Raw genomic sequence first — 16,285 nt, forward strand, 5'->3', positions numbered from 1 at the left:
AGACGCAGGCGGCAACAGGAATCAGATGGCCCGGCGGACCATGAGTTCCTTGATCTTGCCGATGGCCTTGGTCGGGTTCAGGTGCTTGGGGCACACGTCCACGCAGTTCATGATCGTGTGGCAGCGGAACAGGCGGTACGGGTCTTCCAGGTTGTCCAGGCGCTCGCCGGTGGCTTCGTCGCGGCTGTCGGCGATGAAGCGGTAGGCCTGCAGCAGGCCGGCCGGGCCGACGAACTTGTCGGGGTTCCACCAGAAGCTCGGGCAGCTCGTGGAGCAGCTCGCGCACAGGATGCATTCGTACAGGCCGTTCAGCTCCTCGCGCTCCTCGGGCGATTGCAGGCGCTCCTTCTCGGGCGCGGGCGTCTCGTTGATGAGGTAGGGCTTGACGGAGTGGTACTGCTTGAAGAACTGCGTCATGTCCACGATCAGGTCGCGGATCACGGGCAGGCCCGGCAGCGGCTTCAAGACGATGGGGTCCTTCAGCGTGTTCATGTTGGTCAGGCAGGCCAGGCCGTTCTTGCCGTTGATGTTCATCGCGTCCGACCCGCACACGCCTTCGCGGCAGGAGCGGCGGAAGGCGATGCTCGGATCCTGCGCCTTGAGCTTGACCAGTGCGTCCAACAGCATGCGCTCGTGGCCGTCGAGTTCGATCTCGACGGTCTGCATGTAGGGCTTGGCGTCCTTGTCCGGGTCGTAGCGGTAGATGTGAAAAGTGCGCTTCATCGTGGTGACCTTGTTAGAACGTGCGGACCTTCGGCGGAATGCTGTCCACCGTGAGCGGCTTGAGGTTGACCGGCTTGTAGGTCAGGCTGTTGTCCGCGCTGTGCCACAGCGTGTGCTTCATCCATTCCTTGTCGTTGCGGCCCAGCGGGAAGTCCGGGTGATCGGCCGGGTGCTCGTAGTCGTACACCGTGTGCGCGCCGCGGCATTCCTTGCGCGCGGCGGCCGAGGTCATGGTGGCCTGCGCGACTTCGATCAGGTTGTCGACCTCCAGCGCTTCCATGCGCGCCGTGTTCCACACCTTGGACTTGTCCTTGAGCGTCACCGAGCCCACGCGGGCGCGGATGGCATTGATCTTGCCGACGCCCTCGTCCATGCTCGCCTGCGTGCGGAACACGCCGGCGTGCTGCTGCATGGTGGCGCGGATGTCGTTGGCGATGTCCTGCGCGTAGGTGCCGTCGGTGGACTGCTCCAGCTCGTTCAGGCGCGCCAGCGTGCGATCGGCCCCGTCGGCCGGCAGCGGCTTGTGCTCGCCGCTGTTCTTGACGAACTCGACGATGTGCTTGCCGGCCGACTTGCCGAAGACCAGCAGGTCCAGCAGCGAGTTGGTGCCCAGGCGGTTGGCGCCGTGCACCGACACGCAGGAGCATTCGCCGACTGCGTACAGGCCGTGCACGACCTGGTTGTGCACTTCGCCGCTCTGCACCACCACCTGGCCGTTGATGTTGGTCGGGATGCCGCCCATCTGGTAGTGGATGGTGGGCACGACCGGGATCGGCTCCTTCGTGATGTCGACGTTGGCGAAGTTGTGGCCGATCTCCTCCACCGAGGGCAGGCGCTTGCGGATGGTGTCGGCGCCCAGGTGGTCGAGCTTCATCAGGATGTAGTCCTTGTTGGGACCGCAGCCGCGACCTTCCTTGATCTCCTGGTCCATGGAGCGCGAGACGAAGTCGCGCGGCGCCAGGTCCTTCAGCGTGGGCGCGTAGCGCTCCATGAAGCGTTCGCCATTGCTGTTGAGCAGGATGGCGCCTTCGCCGCGGCAGCCTTCGGTCAGCAGCACGCCGGCGCCGGCCACGCCGGTCGGGTGGAACTGCCAGAACTCCATGTCCTGCAGCGGGATGCCGGCGCGTGCCGCCATGCCCAGGCCGTCGCCGGTGTTGATGAAGGCGTTGGTCGAGGCCGCGAAGATGCGGCCCGCGCCGCCGGTGGCCAGCAGCACGGCCTTGGCCTGCAGCACGTACAGTTCGCCCGTTTCCAGCTCGAGGGCGGTGACGCCGACCACGTCGCCGTCGGCGTCGCGGATCAGGTCCAGCGCCATCCATTCGACGAAGAAGTTCGTCTTGGCTTCCACGTTCTTCTGGTAGAGCGTGTGCAGCATGGCGTGGCCGGTGCGGTCGGCGGCGGCGCAGGCGCGCTGCACGGCCTTTTCGCCGTAGTTGGCGGTGTGGCCGCCGAAGGGGCGCTGGTAGATGGTGCCGTCGGGGTTGCGGTCGAAGGGCATCCCGAAGTGCTCGAGCTCGATCACCACCTTGGGCGCTTCACGGCACATGAACTCGATGGCATCCTGGTCGCCCAGCCAGTCCGAGCCCTTGATGGTGTCGTAGAAGTGGTAGTGCCAGTTGTCCTCGGACATGTTGCCCAGCGAGGCCGACACGCCGCCCTGCGCCGCCACGGTGTGCGAGCGGGTGGGGAAGACCTTGGACAGCGAGGCCACGTTCAGGCCGGCGCGCGAGAGTTCGAGCGCGGCGCGCATGCCGGAGCCGCCGGCGCCGATGATGACGACGTCGAACTTGCGCTTGTTGATCTTTTCCTTGGTGTACGACACGGCTCAGACCCTCCAGAGCACTTGAATGGCCCAACCCGCGCAACCCACAAGCCAGACGATGGTGAAGATTTGAAGGGCCAGGCGCAGGCCGACGGGCTGGACATAGTCCATCCACACGTCGCGCATGCCCACCCACACGTGCCACAGCAGCGACACGATGACGGCGAAGGTCAGGACCTTCATCCATTGCGATGCGAAAAGGCCCGCCCACTTGTCGTAGCCGATCGGGCCGCTGCCGATGAGCAGGGCGCCGAGCACGATGAGGGTGAAGAGGGCCATGAGGGCGCCGGTCACGCGCTGGACCAGCCAGTCGCGCACGCCATAGCCTGCGCCGACGACGAGGCGCTTGGAGCCGTAGTTCACTGCCATGATGAATGTGCTCCCGTGATCAGTAAAGGCCGAAGAGCTTGGCGCCCAGCACGGCCGTGAGGCCCAGGCTCAGCACGAGCACCGCCACGGCGGAGCTTTTGCCGAACTCCTTGTTCACCGCGTCATGGCTCACGTCCATCCAGAGGTGGCGCAGGCCGGCGCAGAAGTGGTGCAGGTAGGCCCAGATCAGCGCCAGCGCCACGAGCTTGAAGAACCAGCCCGGAACGAAACCAAGGCCGCTGTTGAAGGCGGCCTTGAACTTGGCGAACGAGATTTCCGACGACACGGAGGTGTCGAACATCCAGATGATGAAGGGCATCAACAGGAACATCACCACGCCGCTCACGCGATGCAGGATCGACACGAAGCCCGCAGCCGGCAGGCGATAGGTGCGCACGTCGGTGAAGACGTTGATGTTGCGGAACTCCGGGCGCTTGGACCGGGAGGAGGAGGCAAGCTCTGTCATGGGGATGGACTCTTGGAGGGTTTCGGGGGGACGGCTTGTTCTTCGGTGGGTAAATGCAAACAGCGCAAAATTCTATTGCAACGCACCATGAGCGGCAGGTCGCGCCCGGCTCATCGCACCGGGGCGGTCGGACTTCGCGGCACGCTGCGCGCCCGCACGGGTGCGGGTTGCGTTCATCCGAGCTCGTTGCGGTAGTGATGGGTGTCCGTGCGGTAGAGGCCGCGGCGCAGCTCCATGGGCGTGTCGTGGTAGGTGTGGGCCACGCGCTCCACGCTCAGCAGCGGGGTGTCGGGCGCCACCTCCAGCAGCGCGGCCTGCTCGGCATCAGGGCGCACGGCGCGCAGCTTTTCCTCGGCGCGCACCATCCGCACGCCGAACTCGGTCTCGAAGAGCGCGTACATCGGGCCGTGCCACTGGGCCAGCCGTTCCGCCGTCAGGCCCTTGAACGGGCCGCCGGGCAGCCAGAGGTCTTCCAGGATGGTGGGCACCTGCCGATAGGCCAGCACGCGGCGCACCTGCAGCACGGGGTCGCCGCTGCGCAGGTCCAGGGCGCGTGCCACCTCGGCGCTGGCGCGCAGGCGCTTGCAGTCGACGATGCGCCGCTGCGCGGGGCCTTCGCTGTCGAGGTCCCCTTCGTCGGGCACGAGCTTCAGGAAGCGGTACTGCACATGCTGTTCGGCATGCGTGGCCACGAAGGTCCCCTTGCCCTGGCGGCGCACCACCAGGTTCTCGGCCGCCAGTTCGTCGATGGCCTTGCGCACCGTGCCCTGGCTCACGTGGTAGCGCGCCGCCAGGTCCATCTCGCTCGGGATCGGGTCGCCCGGCTTCCATTCGCCGGCATGCAGGCTCTGCAGGATCAGCCCCTTGATCTGCTGATACAGGGGGCTGAACGAGGGCGTGGACGCGTCGGCGTGGAGGGGCTTGCTGGACATGGGCGGGTTTCACGCCGTCGGCGCGAAGCCCGCTATCTTATATAAGACATAAGACGCCCGCCACCGATTGAGCCTAGAATGCCGGATGCTTTCCGAGCCGGCGCGCCCGCTCATGCTGGCAGGCGGCACGCGTGGACACGCGCTGCGTCACGCTGCAGCGGCCCGCCGGATGGATCGCGCACCGTTTTCTCCCTCATCTTCTGGAGTTCTCCCATGAGCAAAAAGCCCGTCCGCGTTGCTGTCACCGGCGCCGCTGGCCAAATCGGTTACGCCCTCCTGTTCCGCATCGCCTCGGGCGAGATGCTGGGCAAGGACCAGCCGGTCATCCTGCAGCTGCTGGAGATTCCCGACGAGAAGGCCCAGAAGGCGCTCAAGGGCGTGATCATGGAGCTGGAAGACTGCGCCTTCCCGCTGCTGGCCGGCGTCATCCCCACCGGGGACCCGGAAGTGGCGTTCAAGGACGCCGACTACGCGCTGCTCGTCGGTGCCCGTCCCCGCGGCCCCGGCATGGAGCGTGCCGACCTGCTGGCTGCCAACGCCCAGATCTTCACGGCCCAGGGCAAGGCCCTGGACAAGGTCGCCAGCCGCGACGTCAAGGTGCTGGTGGTCGGCAACCCCGCCAACACCAACGCCTACATCGCCATGAAGAGCGCGCCCAGCCTGCCGCGCGAGAACTTCACCGCCATGCTGCGCCTGGACCACAACCGCGCCGCCAGCCAGATCGCCGCCAAGACCGGCGGCAAGGTCGGCGAGATCGAGAAGCTGACCGTGTGGGGCAACCACTCGCCCACCATGTACGCCGACTACCGCTTCGCCACCATCGGCGGCAAGTCGGTCAAGGACACGATCAACGACCAGGTCTGGAACGCCGAGGTGTTCCTGCCCACCGTGGGCAAGCGCGGCGCCGCCATCATCGACGCGCGCGGCCTGTCGTCGGCCGCCTCGGCCGCCAACGCCGCCATCGACCACATGCGCGACTGGGCCCTGGGCTCCAACGGCAAGTGGGTCACCATGGGCGTGCCTTCCAACGGCGAGTACGGCATCCCCAAGGACGTGATCTTCGGCTTCCCGGTCACCACCGAGAACGGCAAGTACAAGATCGTCGAGGGCCTGGAAATCGACGCCTTCTCGCAAGAGCGCATCGACAAGACCCTGGCCGAGCTGCAAGGCGAGCAGGACGGCGTCAAGCACCTGCTGTGATCCCGGCTCCCGGCGTGCCCCCGCGTGTGCTTCGCCGTCCTCCAAGAGGGCAGGCGCGGCCGGAAGCGGGGCGGCCGGGTGGCGGCCTTTGATTTCGTGGACCATGGCTGACTGGAATCCCGCGCTCTATTCCCGCTTCGAGGAGGAGCGCACCCGCCCCGCGCACGACCTGCTCGCGCGCGTGCCGCTCCCGTCGGTCGCGCTGGCCTATGACCTGGGCTGCGGCCCGGGCAACTCGACCGAACTGCTGGTCGAGCGCTTTCCCGGTGCCGATGTGGTCGGCACCGACAATTCCCCGGCAATGATCGACACCGCGCGCCAGCGGCTGCCGCAGGCGCGCTTCGTGTTGAGCGACATTGCCGGCTGGCGCCCCGAGGGCGCGGCCCCGCAGCTGATCTATGCCAACGCCTCGCTGCAGTGGGTGCCCGCGCACGAAAAGCTGTTGCCGCAACTGCTCGACGCGCTGGCGCCAGGCGGGGTGCTGGCCATCCAGATGCCGGACAACCGCGACGAGCCCACGCACCGCCTGATGCGCGAAGTGGCGGCGCTGCCCGAGTTCGCCGAAGCGATCGGCGACTACACCCGGCTGCGCACCGAACTGCTCGGGCTGAACGGCTATTACGACCTGCTGGCGCCCCGGGCCGCCAGCGTGGACCTGTGGCGCACGGCCTACCAGCACCCGCTGGCCTCGGCGCGCGCCATCGTCGACTGGGTGAGCGGCACCGGCCTGCGCCCCTTCGTCGACCCGCTGAGCCCGCAGCTGCGTGCGCGCTACCTGGCCGAGTACGAGCGCCGCATCGACGCGGCCTATCCCGCGCGCGCGGACGGCCGGCGCCTGCTGGCCTTCCCGCGCCTGTTCATCGTGGCCCGCAAGACGGCATGACTGCGCTTTCCCGCCAGGCGCATCCGGCCGAGGTCCTGCTCGGCGCCCAGGCGGGCGCCGTGCGCCTGCCCGTGTGCGACCACTACAGCGGCGTCGAGGCACGCATGCGCAAGAGCCTGGCGCTGCAGGCCGAGATGGCGGCCGAATTCGGCACCTGCGTGTTCGACGTCACGCTCGATTGCGAGGACGGCGCCCCGGTGGGCGGCGAAGCCGAGCATGCGGCCCTGGTGGCCGAGCTGGCCCTGTCTGCCGCGCCGGGCCAGCGCGTGGCCGCGCGCGTGCATCCCGTCGATCACCCGGCCTTCGATGCCGACGTGGCCACCATCGCGGGCCGTGCCGGCCAGCGCCTGTGCCACCTGATGGTGCCCAAGGTCGACCGCGTTGCGGACGTCGAGCGCGCCGCCGCGGCGCTGGACGCCGCGGGCGCCACGGCGCTGCCCCTGCACGTGCTGATCGAATCGCCGCTGGCCGTGCACAACGCCTTCGCCATCGCCGCGCATCCGCGCGTGCAGTCGCTGAGCTTCGGGCTGATGGACTTCGTCTCGGCCCATGCCGGTGCGATTCCGGCCGACGGCATGGGCGCCAGCGGGCAGTTCACGCACCCGCTGGTGGTGCGCGCCAAGCTGGAGATCGCCTCGGCCGCCCATGCGTTCGGCAAGGTGCCCTCGCATTGCGTGGTCACCGAGTTCAGCGATGCGCAGGCCCTGCGCACGGCGGCGCAGCGTGCGGCGCGGGAATTCGGGTACACGCGCATGTGGAGCATCCACCCGGGCCAGATCCGCCCGATCCTGGAGGCGCTGGCGCCGGACGAGGCGCAGATTCACAACGCGACACAAATCATCGAGGCGGCGCAGGCCGCCGATTGGGCGCCCATCAGTTTTGATGGCACATTGCATGACCGCGCGAGCTACCGGCATTTCTGGCAGGTGCTCGAGCGTGCGCACGCCACGGGGCGCGCGCTGCCGGCGTCGGCGCAGCACTGGTTTGCCGCGTTGTCCGTCCGGTCCGTTGACTGAACACGCTTGCCTCGTTCAAGGAGCCTTCCCATGAAATCACTCGCCGCCGTTGCCGCCGCCGCCCTGATCGCCCTGCCGCTCGCCGCCGTTGCGCAAAGCAGCAGCACCCACAACAGCGCGGCCAAGCCGGCCGCCAAGCCCGCCTCGAAGCCGGCGCCCAAGCAGCAGGCCGCCAAGTCCGGCACCCAGGCCAAGAAGCCGCAGGTGTCGCGCAGCGCCGCCAAGGCGGTGGAAGAAGTGACGCCCATCGACGCCGACGCGAACGTAGTGCTGACCGAGGCCGACCTGGCCGTGGCGCAGAAGGTGCACACCGGCCGCATCCAGTGCGAACTGGGCGCCGACGTGACGGTGACCGCCGATGAGAAGAAACCCGGCTTCTTCACCGTGTCGACCAAGGGCGCGCGCTACCGCATGCACCCGGTCGAAAGCCGCACCGGCGCCATCCGCCTGGAAGACGGCCGCGCCGGCGCCATGTGGCTGCAGCTGGGCAACAAGTCCATGCTCATGAACCAGAAGCAGGGCGTGCGCATGGCCGACGAATGCCAGGCCGAGGCGCAGGTGGTCTTCGCCAACGAAATGAAGAAGAACCCGCCCAGGAGCCTGCTCGACGACCCGACGCCGAGCAAATAACCATCCCCACACAGCGGCGCGCGTCTTGCTTGCGCGGCCGCTGCTTTGTCCCCCGGAGAAAAGAAGATGTTGCAAGCCTACCGTGACCATGTTGCCGAGCGCGCCGCGCTGGGCATTCCGCCGCTGCCGCTGTCGGCCAAGCAGGTGGCCGACCTGATCGAGCTGATCAAGGCGCCTCCGGCAGGCGAGGACGCCTTCCTGCTGGACCTGCTGACGCACCGCGTGCCGCCGGGCGTGGACGACGCGGCGAAGGTCAAGGCCTCCTTCCTGGCCGCCGTGGCGCACGGCGACATCCAGGTCGGCCTGATCTCCAAGGCCAAGGCCACCGAGCTGCTGGGCACCATGGTGGGCGGCTACAACGTGCACCCCCTGATCGAGCTGCTGGACGATGCCGAAGTGGCGGGCGTGGCGGCCGACGCGCTGAAGAAGACGCTCCTGATGTTCGACTTCTTCAACGACGTCGCGGCCAAGGCCAAGGCCGGCAACGTCAAGGCCCAGGAAGTGATGAAGAGCTGGGCCGAGGCCGAGTGGTTCACCTCGCGCCCCAAGGTCGCGCAGAAGATCACCGTCACGGTGTTCAAGGTGCCCGGCGAAACCAACACCGACGACCTGTCGCCCGCGCCCGATGCCTGGAGCCGCCCGGACATCCCGCTGCACTACCTGGCGATGCTCAAGAACACGCGCCCCGACGCGGCCTTCAAGCCCGAGGAAGACGGCAAGCGCGGCCCGATGCAGTTCATCGAGGACCTCAAGAAGAAGGGCCACCTGGTCGCGTACGTCGGTGACGTGGTGGGCACCGGTTCCTCGCGCAAGTCGGCCACCAATTCGGTGATCTGGGCGACCGGCGACGACATTCCTTTCGTGCCGAACAAGCGCTTCGGCGGCGTGACGCTGGGCGGCAAGATCGCGCCCATCTTCTTCAACACGCAGGAAGACTCGGGCTCCCTGCCCATCGAAGTGGACGTGTCCAAGCTGGAGATGGGCGACGTGATCGACATCTTCCCCTACGAGGGCAAGATCGAGAAGGCCGGCGCAGTGGTGGCCAACTTCAGCCTCAAGAGCGACGTGCTGCTGGACGAAGTGCAGGCGGGCGGGCGCATCAACCTGATCATCGGCCGTTCGCTGACGGCCAAGGCGCGCGAGTTCCTGGGCCTGCCGGCTTCCACCGAATTCCGCCTGCCCCAGGCGCCCGCCGAGTCCAAGGCCGGCTTCACGCTGGCGCAGAAGATGGTCGGCCGCGCCGTCGGCCTGCCCGAAGGCCAGGGCGTGCGCCCCGGCACCTACTGCGAGCCGCGCATGACCACCGTGGGTTCGCAGGACACCACCGGCCCCATGACCCGCGACGAGCTCAAGGATCTGGCCTGCCTGGGCTTCTCGGCCGACATGGTGATGCAGTCCTTCTGCCACACCGCCGCCTATCCCAAGCCCGTCGACGTGAAGACGCACCGCGAGCTGCCGGCCTTCATCTCCAACCGTGGCGGCGTGGCCCTGCGCCCCGGCGACGGCGTGATCCATTCCTGGCTGAACCGCCTGCTGCTGCCCGACACCGTGGGCACCGGCGGCGACTCGCACACGCGCTTCCCGATCGGCATCTCCTTCCCGGCGGGCTCGGGCCTGGTGGCCTTCGGCGCCGCCACGGGCGTGATGCCGCTGGACATGCCGGAATCGGTGCTGGTGCGCTTCAAGGGCGAACTGCAGCCCGGCGTGACGCTGCGCGACCTGGTGCATGCGATTCCGCTGTACGCCATCAAGCAGGGCCTGCTGACCGTGGCCAAGGCCGGCAAGAAGAACATCTTCTCGGGCCGCATCCTCGAGATCGAGGGCCTGCCGGACCTGAAGGTGGAACAGGCCTTCGAGCTGTCCGACGCCTCGGCCGAGCGCTCGGCCGCCGGCTGCACGATCAAGCTCAACAAGGAGCCGATCGCCGAGTACCTGCGATCGAACGTCGTGCTGATGAAGAACATGATCGCCGACGGCTACCAGGACGCCAAGACGCTGCAGCGCCGCATCGAGAAGGTCGAGGCCTGGCTGGCCAAGCCCGAGCTGCTCGAGGCCGACAAGGACGCCGAGTACGCCGCCGTGATCGAGATCGATCTGGCCGACATCAAGGAGCCCATCGTCTGCTGCCCGAACGACCCGGACGACGCCAAGTTCCTGTCCGAGGTGGCCGGCACCAAGATCGACGAAGCCTTCATCGGCTCGTGCATGACCAACATCGGCCACTTCCGCGCCGCGGCCAAGCTGCTGGGCGGCCAGCGCGACATTCCGGTCAAGCTGTGGGTGGCGCCGCCGACCAAGATGGACCAGAACGAGCTGATCAAGGAAGGCCACTACGCCGCCTTCGGCACGGCCGGTGCGCGCACCGAAATGCCGGGCTGCTCGCTGTGCATGGGCAACCAGGCGCAGGTGCGCGAGGGCGCGACGGTGATCTCCACCTCGACCCGCAACTTCCCCAACCGCCTGGGCAAGAACACCAACGTGTTCCTGGGCTCGGCCGAACTGGCGGCCATCGCCTCGCGCCTGGGCTACCTGCCCACGCCGGCCGAGTACCTGAAGGAAATGGGCGTGATCGACGCTGACAAGGCCAGCGTCTACCGCTACATGAACTTCGACCAGATCGAAGAGTACGCGGAAGTCGCCGAGAAGGTTTGATTCTGCGTGCCCGGTGCCCCTTGAACAGGGTGCCGTGAGCCACAGGAAGGCCCCGCGGTGCGGGGCCTTCTTTTTTGAACCGGCCCGAATGCCGGGCAGGAATGCGCTCAGTAGCCCAGCGTCTTGCCGTCCGGGTTGCGCGGGTCGGAGTAGCCGTACAGCATGCCGTCGCGGATCTGGATGGTCTGCGTGCGGCCCATCGACGCCTTGAGCGCCACGTTGTGGCCGCGCTGGCGCAGCAGCGCGAGCGTGTCGGGCGACAGGCCCTTCTCGACGCGCAACTCGTCGGGCGTCCACTGGTGGTGCACGCGCGGCGTGGACGCCGCCTCGGCCGGGTTCATCTGGAAGTCGATGGTGTTGACCACCGTCTGCAGCACCGTGGTGATGATGCGCGCGCCGCCGGGGCTGCCCGTCACCAGCACGGGCTTGCCGCCCCGCAGCACCATCGTCGGCGTCATCGACGACAGTGGGCGCTTCCTGGGCGCCACCGCGTTGGCATCGCCGCCCACCAGCCCGTAGGCATTCGCCACCCCCGGCTTGGCCGAGAAGTCGTCCATTTCGTTGTTCAGCAGGATGCCCGTGCCCTGGGCCACGATGCCGCTGCCGAAGTTGGTGTTGAGCGTGTAGGTCACGGCGACCGCGTTGCCGGCCTTGTCCACCACCGAATAGTGCGTGGTCTGGTCGCTTTCATAGGGCTGCGGCCGGCCCGGCTTGATCTCGCGCGCGGGCCGGGCGCGGTTCGGGTCGATGGTCTGGGCCAGCGAGGCCGCGTAGCGCTTGGAGGTCAGGCCCTTTTCCGGCACCTTCACGAAATCCGGGTCGCCGAGGTGCTCCGAGCGGTCCGCATAGGCCAGCTTGCTGGCCTCGGCCAGGTAGTGCAGGTACTGCGCGCTGTTGGCGCCCCACTGCGCCACCGGCTGGGGCTCCAGCATGTTGAGGATCTGCACCAGGTGCGGGCCGCCGGAGGAGGGCGGCGGCATGGTCACGATCTGGTAGCCGCGGTACGTGCCTTGCGTGGGAACGCGCTCCACCACCTTGTAGTCGCGCAGGTCCTGCAGCGAGATGGCGTTGGGATGCGACGCCATCTCGGCCGCGATCTTGCGCGCGATGTCGCCTTCGTAGAAGGCGCGCGAACCCTGCTGGCCGATGAGCCGCAGGGAGGCCGCCAGGTCCTTCTGCACCAGCAGGTCGCCCACTTTCAGCGGCGCGCCGTTCTTCCAGAAGATCTCGCGCGTGGCGGGCCACTTGCCCATGTTCTTCTGTTCCTGGCTCAGGATCTTGGCCAGCGTCTCGCTGACCGGGAAGCCCTTCTCGGCCAGCGCCGCCGCGGGTGCAATCACGCGCGCCAGCGGCATCGTGCCCCATTGCTTGAGCGCATGCTCCATGCCCGCCACCGTGCCGGGCACGCCCACCGCGTAATGCGTGTAGAGCGACTTGCCGTCGATCACCTGGCCCTGCGCGTCCAGGTACATGTCGCGCGAGGCCTTGTGGGGGGCCACTTCGCGGAAGTCCAGCGCCACGTTCCGGCCGGTCCGGGCGTCGTGCACCACCATGAAGCCGCCGCCGCCGATGTTGCCGGCATTGGGCAAAGCCACCGCCAGCGCGAAGCCCACGGCCACGGCCGCGTCCACCGCATTGCCGCCGGCCTTGAGGATGTCCAGGCCGATCTGCGTGGCCAGCTCCTGTTCCGTCGCCACCATGCCGTTGCGTGCCACCACCGGGTGGAACACGTCCATGTCGAAGTCGTAGGCGGCACTGGCAGCCTGCGCGGCGGCCGTGGTGGCGGGCGGGGCGGTGGCCGTGCCGGATGCCTGGGGCGCGGTGCCGCAGGCGGTCAGGGTGGCCAGCGCCAGCGCAAGGCTGCTGGCCAGCAAGCTGTGGCGGATGGGCATGAAGGGCTCCTTGATTGTTGTGGTGCCCGCAAATGTAGAACGGGCGAAGCGGCCCTGGCCGCTTCGCCCGTCGTGCTTGCATCCGGTTGCAATCCAGGCCGCGTCCGGCCTCCTGGGCCCAACCGCCCTGGCGCGCAGGCGCCTTACAGACCGGCCGCTGCGCGCAGTGCGGCGGCCTTGTCGGTCCGTTGGCTCCGGCCGGCCCTTCGGGCCTCCACATCGCAAGCGATGTGAGCCTCGCCGAAGAACCGACAAGTTCGCTGCGCTCGGGCCTTAGCAGGCCGTTGAAAAATCCCCTGCGAGCGTCCGCGTCGGCCGCTACGATCTGAAGCCATCCCGGAACAACTGCGACAAGAAAGATGAGAGGCAACCAAGACTTCCAGGGGGCGATGTTTAGCTACATCAGCCTTGAAGAAAGAGTGCCAGCGGCACACCCGCTGCGCAAGTTGCGCGCCGTGGTGGATGCGCTGCTGTCGAGCATGAACAGCGAGTTCGAAGCGGTGTACGCCCGCCGTGGCCGCCCCTCGGTGCCGCCGGAGATGCTGCTCAAGGCCTTGCTGCTGCAAATCCTGTTCTCCATCCGCAGCGAACGCCAGCTGGTCGAGGCGGTCAACTACAACCTGCTGTACCGCTGGTTCGTGGGCCTGAACATTGAAGACAAGGTCTGGGACCACTCCACCTTCAGCGCCAACCGCGAACGCCTCTTCAACGAAGACCTGGCGCGCGCCTTCTTCGAGCGCGTCAAGCTCAGCGCCCAGTGGGGCCGGCTTGCCAGCGACGAACACTTCAGCGTGGACGGCACGCTGATTGAGGCCTGGGCCTCGCACAAGAGTTTCAAACGCAAAGACGACGACAGCGGCACGCCACCCGGACGCAACCCCGAGGTGAACTTCAAAGGGCAGGAGCGCTGCAACGACACCCACGCCAGCACCACCGATGCCGATGCCCGGCTGTTCAAGAAGAGCGCGGGCGACAAATCTCGCCTGTGCCACATGGGGCACATCCTCATGGAGAACCGCAACGGGCTGATCGTGGATGTGGAGATCACACATGCCAGTGGCACCGCCGAGCGCGAGGCGGCGCTGGCGATGCTCAAACGCCGGGGAAACAAGAACAAGCGGGCCACGGTCGGGGCCGACAAAGGTTACGACAGCCAGGCCTTCATCAAGGGCTGCCGAAAGCTCAAAGTCACGCCACACGTGGCGGCCAAGGACAAGCACTCGGCGGTCGATGGCCGCATCCGGCGCCACGAGGGCTACAAGACCAGCCTCAAAGTGCGCAAGCGCATCGAGGAGGCCTTTGGCTGGATCAAGACAGTGGGTGGTCTGGCCAAGACCAAATTGATCGGTCAGGCCAAGCTCGCGGGCCAGGCGCTGCTGTGCTTTGCCACCTACAACCTGGTGCGCATGGGCAGTCTGGGCGGCTGGTGGGACGCGCATCATGCGTGAACCATGGGATACGTGCGCCCGGAACGGGCAAAACGGCCTGCAAACAGGCCGAAATGGCCGCTCCAATCGCTGCGCAGGCCAGTTTGGGCGATCCGTTTCTTCGAAATCCACGACCCTGGCGCGTTCGATGAGCATTTTTTCAACGGCCTGTTAGAGCGTGTTCAAAGTCTCTTGAGCAAGAGCACCAAGAATGCCAAGTGGACGAACTGCAGGCTGGTGTTGAGCCATCGCTCGCAGTTCTTCCACAGCCTCCTGTTCTTGTCCAGCCAGGCAAAGCTGCGTTCCACGACCCAGCGCTTGGGCATCACCTTGAAAGTGTGAAGCTCGCTTCTCTTGGCGATCTGCACCGTCACATGCCCTCCCAGAATCTGCTGCACGCCTTGCGCGAACGGCCGACCGATGTAGCCTGCATCGCACAGCAGGCTTTGTAGCCGGCTCAACCGGGGCTTGCAGCGCTGTAGCGCCTGCAGTGCGCCTTTGCGGTCCGTCACCTCGGCCGTGGTCACCGCTATCGCATGCGGCAATCCCTGGGTGTCCACCGCGATGTGGCGCTTGATGCCCGAGACCTTCTTGCCTGCGTCATAGCCCTTCAAGCCCGCCGTGTCCGTGTTCTTCACGCTCTGCGCGTCCACGATCAAGAGCGTGCTGCAGGCGTTGCGCCCCAGTTTCTCGCGGGCCGCGCCAACCTGATTTTTTTAATGCCTGCTCCAGCAGGCTGCCACCCTCGCGTGGCTCGCTCCAGATGGCAAAGTACGAGTGCACGGTGCGCCACTTGGGAAAGTCACTGGGCAGTGCCCGCCACTGACAGCCCGTGCGCAGCAGGTAAAGCACGGCGCAAAACACCTCGTACAGCTCCACTTTGCGTGGGGCAGTCTTTCTGCGCGCACTCTCCAGCAATGGCCGGATCACCTCGAACTGCTCGCGCTTGATGTCGCTGGGGTAGCCTTTTCTCACCCACCGAGCTTCTCACATCAAGAGGGTGAGACTTTGAACACGTTCTTACAGGCCCGCAGCCGCGCGGAGCGCGGCCGCCTTGTCGGTTCTTTCCCACGTGAACTCCGGCTCCTCGCGGCCGAAGTGGCCGTAGGCGGCGGTCTTGCTGTAGATGGGGCGCAGCAGGTCCAGCATCTGGATGATGCCCTTCGGCCGCAGATCGAAATGCTCCTGCACCAGCGCGGCGATCTTGTCGTCGGGGATCACGCCGGTGCCTTCGGTGTAGACCGTGATGTTCATCGGCCGCGCCACGCCGATGGCGTAGGCCACCTGGATCTGGCACTGGCGCGCCAGGCCGGCCGCCACGATGTTCTTGGCCACGTAGCGCGCGGCATACGCGGCCGAGCGGTCGACCTTCGACGGGTCCTTGCCCGAGAAGGCACCGCCGCCGTGCGGGCAGGCGCCGCCGTAGGTGTCGACGATGATCTTGCGGCCCGTCAGGCCGCAGTCGCCCTGCGGGCCGCCGATGACGAAGCGGCCGGTCGGGTTGATCAGGTACTTGGTCGCCTGGAGCCACTCCTTGGGCAGCACCGGCTTGATGATCTCCTCGATGATGGCCTCGGTGAAGCTGGCCTTCATCTTGGTGGGCGTCTCGCTCTGGTCGGGGTGGTGCTGGGTTGACAGCACCACGGTGTCGATCGAGTGCGGCTTGCCGTCCACGTAGCGCATCGTGACCTGGCTCTTGGCGTCGGGGCGCAGGAAGGGCAGGCGGCCGTCCTTGCGCAGTTGCGCCTGGCGCTCCACGAGGCGGTGTGCGTAGTAGATCGGCGCGGGCATCAGTTCGGGCGTCTCGTCGCAGGCGTAGCCGAACATCAGGCCCTGGTCGCCGGCGCCGGTGTTCAGGTGGTCGTCCGATGCGTGGTCCACGCCCTGCGCGATGTCGTTGGACTGCTTGTCGTAGCAGACCATCACCGCGCAGCCCTTGTAGTCGATGCCGTAGTCGGTGTTGTCGTAGCCGATGCGCTTGATGGTGTCGCGCGCGACCTGGATGTAGTCCACGTGCGCGTTGGTCGTGATCTCGCCGGCCAGTACCACGAGGCCGGTGTTGGTCAGCGTCTCGGCGGCCACGCGCGAGCGCGGATCCTGCTCGAAGATCGCGTCGAGGATGGCGTCGGAGATCTGGTCGGCCACCTTGTCGGGATGGCCTTCGGAAACGGATTCGGACGTGAAGAGAAAGTCGTTCGCCATGAAGAAAAAACTCCGTCGAGTGGTGCCTGGCGCGTTGCCAGCCCGAGGGAGTCTTGGCGAACGCTTTAGCA

14 protein-coding genes are annotated in these 16,285 nt (G+C 67.0%); 6 read left to right on the plus strand and 8 right to left on the minus strand.

Annotated features, from left to right (window positions below; translation table 11 throughout):
• Nucleotides 1-21: 21 nt before the first annotated feature.
• The 5 genes from LG388_RS18030 to LG388_RS18050 all read right to left on the minus strand — a co-directional run bounded on the left by LG388_RS18030 (nucleotide 22) and on the right by LG388_RS18050 (nucleotide 4,312).
• Entirely contained in the window at nucleotides 22-723 is a 702-nt protein-coding gene (locus LG388_RS18030; RefSeq protein WP_225784093.1) for a succinate dehydrogenase iron-sulfur subunit, read from the minus strand.
• Nucleotides 724-736: 13 nt separating this feature from the next.
• Nucleotides 737-2,545, minus strand: coding sequence for a succinate dehydrogenase flavoprotein subunit (gene sdhA / locus LG388_RS18035; protein WP_225784094.1), 1,809 nt, complete (start codon nucleotides 2,543-2,545; stop codon nucleotides 737-739).
• A 3-nt stretch (nucleotides 2,546-2,548) separates the two neighbouring features.
• Nucleotides 2,549-2,914, minus strand: coding sequence for a succinate dehydrogenase, hydrophobic membrane anchor protein (gene sdhD, locus LG388_RS18040; RefSeq protein ID WP_225784095.1), 366 nt, complete (start codon nucleotides 2,912-2,914; stop codon nucleotides 2,549-2,551).
• A gap of 19 nt (nucleotides 2,915-2,933) precedes the next feature.
• Nucleotides 2,934-3,380, minus strand: a complete 447-nt coding sequence (gene sdhC, locus LG388_RS18045; RefSeq protein ID WP_225784096.1) for a succinate dehydrogenase, cytochrome b556 subunit — start codon at nucleotides 3,378-3,380, stop codon at nucleotides 2,934-2,936.
• A 173-nt stretch (nucleotides 3,381-3,553) separates the two neighbouring features.
• A complete protein-coding gene (locus tag LG388_RS18050) occupies nucleotides 3,554-4,312 on the minus strand; it encodes a GntR family transcriptional regulator (RefSeq protein WP_225784097.1) in 759 nt (252 codons plus the stop codon).
• A gap of 213 nt (nucleotides 4,313-4,525) precedes the next feature.
• Between LG388_RS18050 and LG388_RS18055 the strand changes: the two genes are divergently transcribed.
• From LG388_RS18055 to acnB, 5 genes are all read left to right on the plus strand, one after another.
• Nucleotides 4,526-5,512 carry a malate dehydrogenase gene (locus tag LG388_RS18055; RefSeq protein WP_225784098.1) on the plus strand — a complete coding sequence of 329 codons (987 nt, stop codon included), beginning with the start codon at nucleotides 4,526-4,528 and terminating at the stop codon, nucleotides 5,510-5,512.
• Between the two features lie 103 nt (nucleotides 5,513-5,615).
• A complete protein-coding gene (gene tam / locus LG388_RS18060; RefSeq protein WP_225784099.1) occupies nucleotides 5,616-6,395 on the plus strand; it encodes a trans-aconitate 2-methyltransferase in 780 nt (259 codons plus the stop codon).
• On the plus strand, nucleotides 6,392-7,411 hold the full coding sequence (locus LG388_RS18065) for a CoA ester lyase (RefSeq protein WP_225784100.1): 1,020 nt from the start codon (nucleotides 6,392-6,394) through the stop codon (nucleotides 7,409-7,411). Before tam ends, LG388_RS18065 begins: the two co-directional genes overlap by 4 nt.
• A 30-nt stretch (nucleotides 7,412-7,441) precedes the next feature.
• Complete coding sequence (locus LG388_RS18070; protein ID WP_225784101.1) at nucleotides 7,442-8,041, plus strand: hypothetical protein; 600 nt, start codon at nucleotides 7,442-7,444, stop codon at nucleotides 8,039-8,041.
• Between the two features lie 66 nt (nucleotides 8,042-8,107).
• On the plus strand, nucleotides 8,108-10,693 hold the full coding sequence (gene acnB / locus LG388_RS18075) for a bifunctional aconitate hydratase 2/2-methylisocitrate dehydratase (protein WP_225784102.1): 2,586 nt from the start codon (nucleotides 8,108-8,110) through the stop codon (nucleotides 10,691-10,693).
• 107 nt (nucleotides 10,694-10,800) lie between these two features.
• Here the strand turns inward: acnB and ggt are convergent, their stop codons facing one another.
• Entirely contained in the window at nucleotides 10,801-12,585 is a 1,785-nt protein-coding gene (gene ggt, locus LG388_RS18080; protein WP_225784103.1) for a gamma-glutamyltransferase, read from the minus strand.
• Nucleotides 12,586-12,944: 359 nt separating this feature from the next.
• Between ggt and LG388_RS18085 the strand changes: the two genes are divergently transcribed.
• Nucleotides 12,945-14,033, plus strand: coding sequence for an IS5-like element ISCte5 family transposase (locus tag LG388_RS18085; protein ID WP_225781276.1), 1,089 nt, complete (start codon nucleotides 12,945-12,947; stop codon nucleotides 14,031-14,033).
• A 161-nt stretch (nucleotides 14,034-14,194) separates the two neighbouring features.
• Here LG388_RS18085 and LG388_RS18090 read toward each other — a convergent pair.
• Nucleotides 14,195-14,987, minus strand: a protein-coding gene (locus LG388_RS18090; RefSeq protein WP_086009121.1) for an IS5-like element ISStma16 family transposase whose coding sequence is annotated in 2 segments (ribosomal slippage) — nucleotides 14,195-14,729 and nucleotides 14,728-14,987 — 795 coding nt in all. Because the reading frame shifts where the segments join, the coding sequence is not laid out codon by codon here.
• A 45-nt stretch (nucleotides 14,988-15,032) separates the two neighbouring features.
• Nucleotides 15,033-16,214, minus strand: a complete 1,182-nt coding sequence (gene metK / locus LG388_RS18095; RefSeq protein ID WP_225784104.1) for a methionine adenosyltransferase — start codon at nucleotides 16,212-16,214, stop codon at nucleotides 15,033-15,035.
• Between the last annotated feature and the right edge of the window lie 71 nt (nucleotides 16,215-16,285).

The sequence above is a fragment of the Xenophilus sp. Marseille-Q4582 genome (genome assembly GCF_916700565.1).
Lineage (GTDB): Bacteria > Pseudomonadota > Gammaproteobacteria > Burkholderiales > Burkholderiaceae_C > Xenophilus.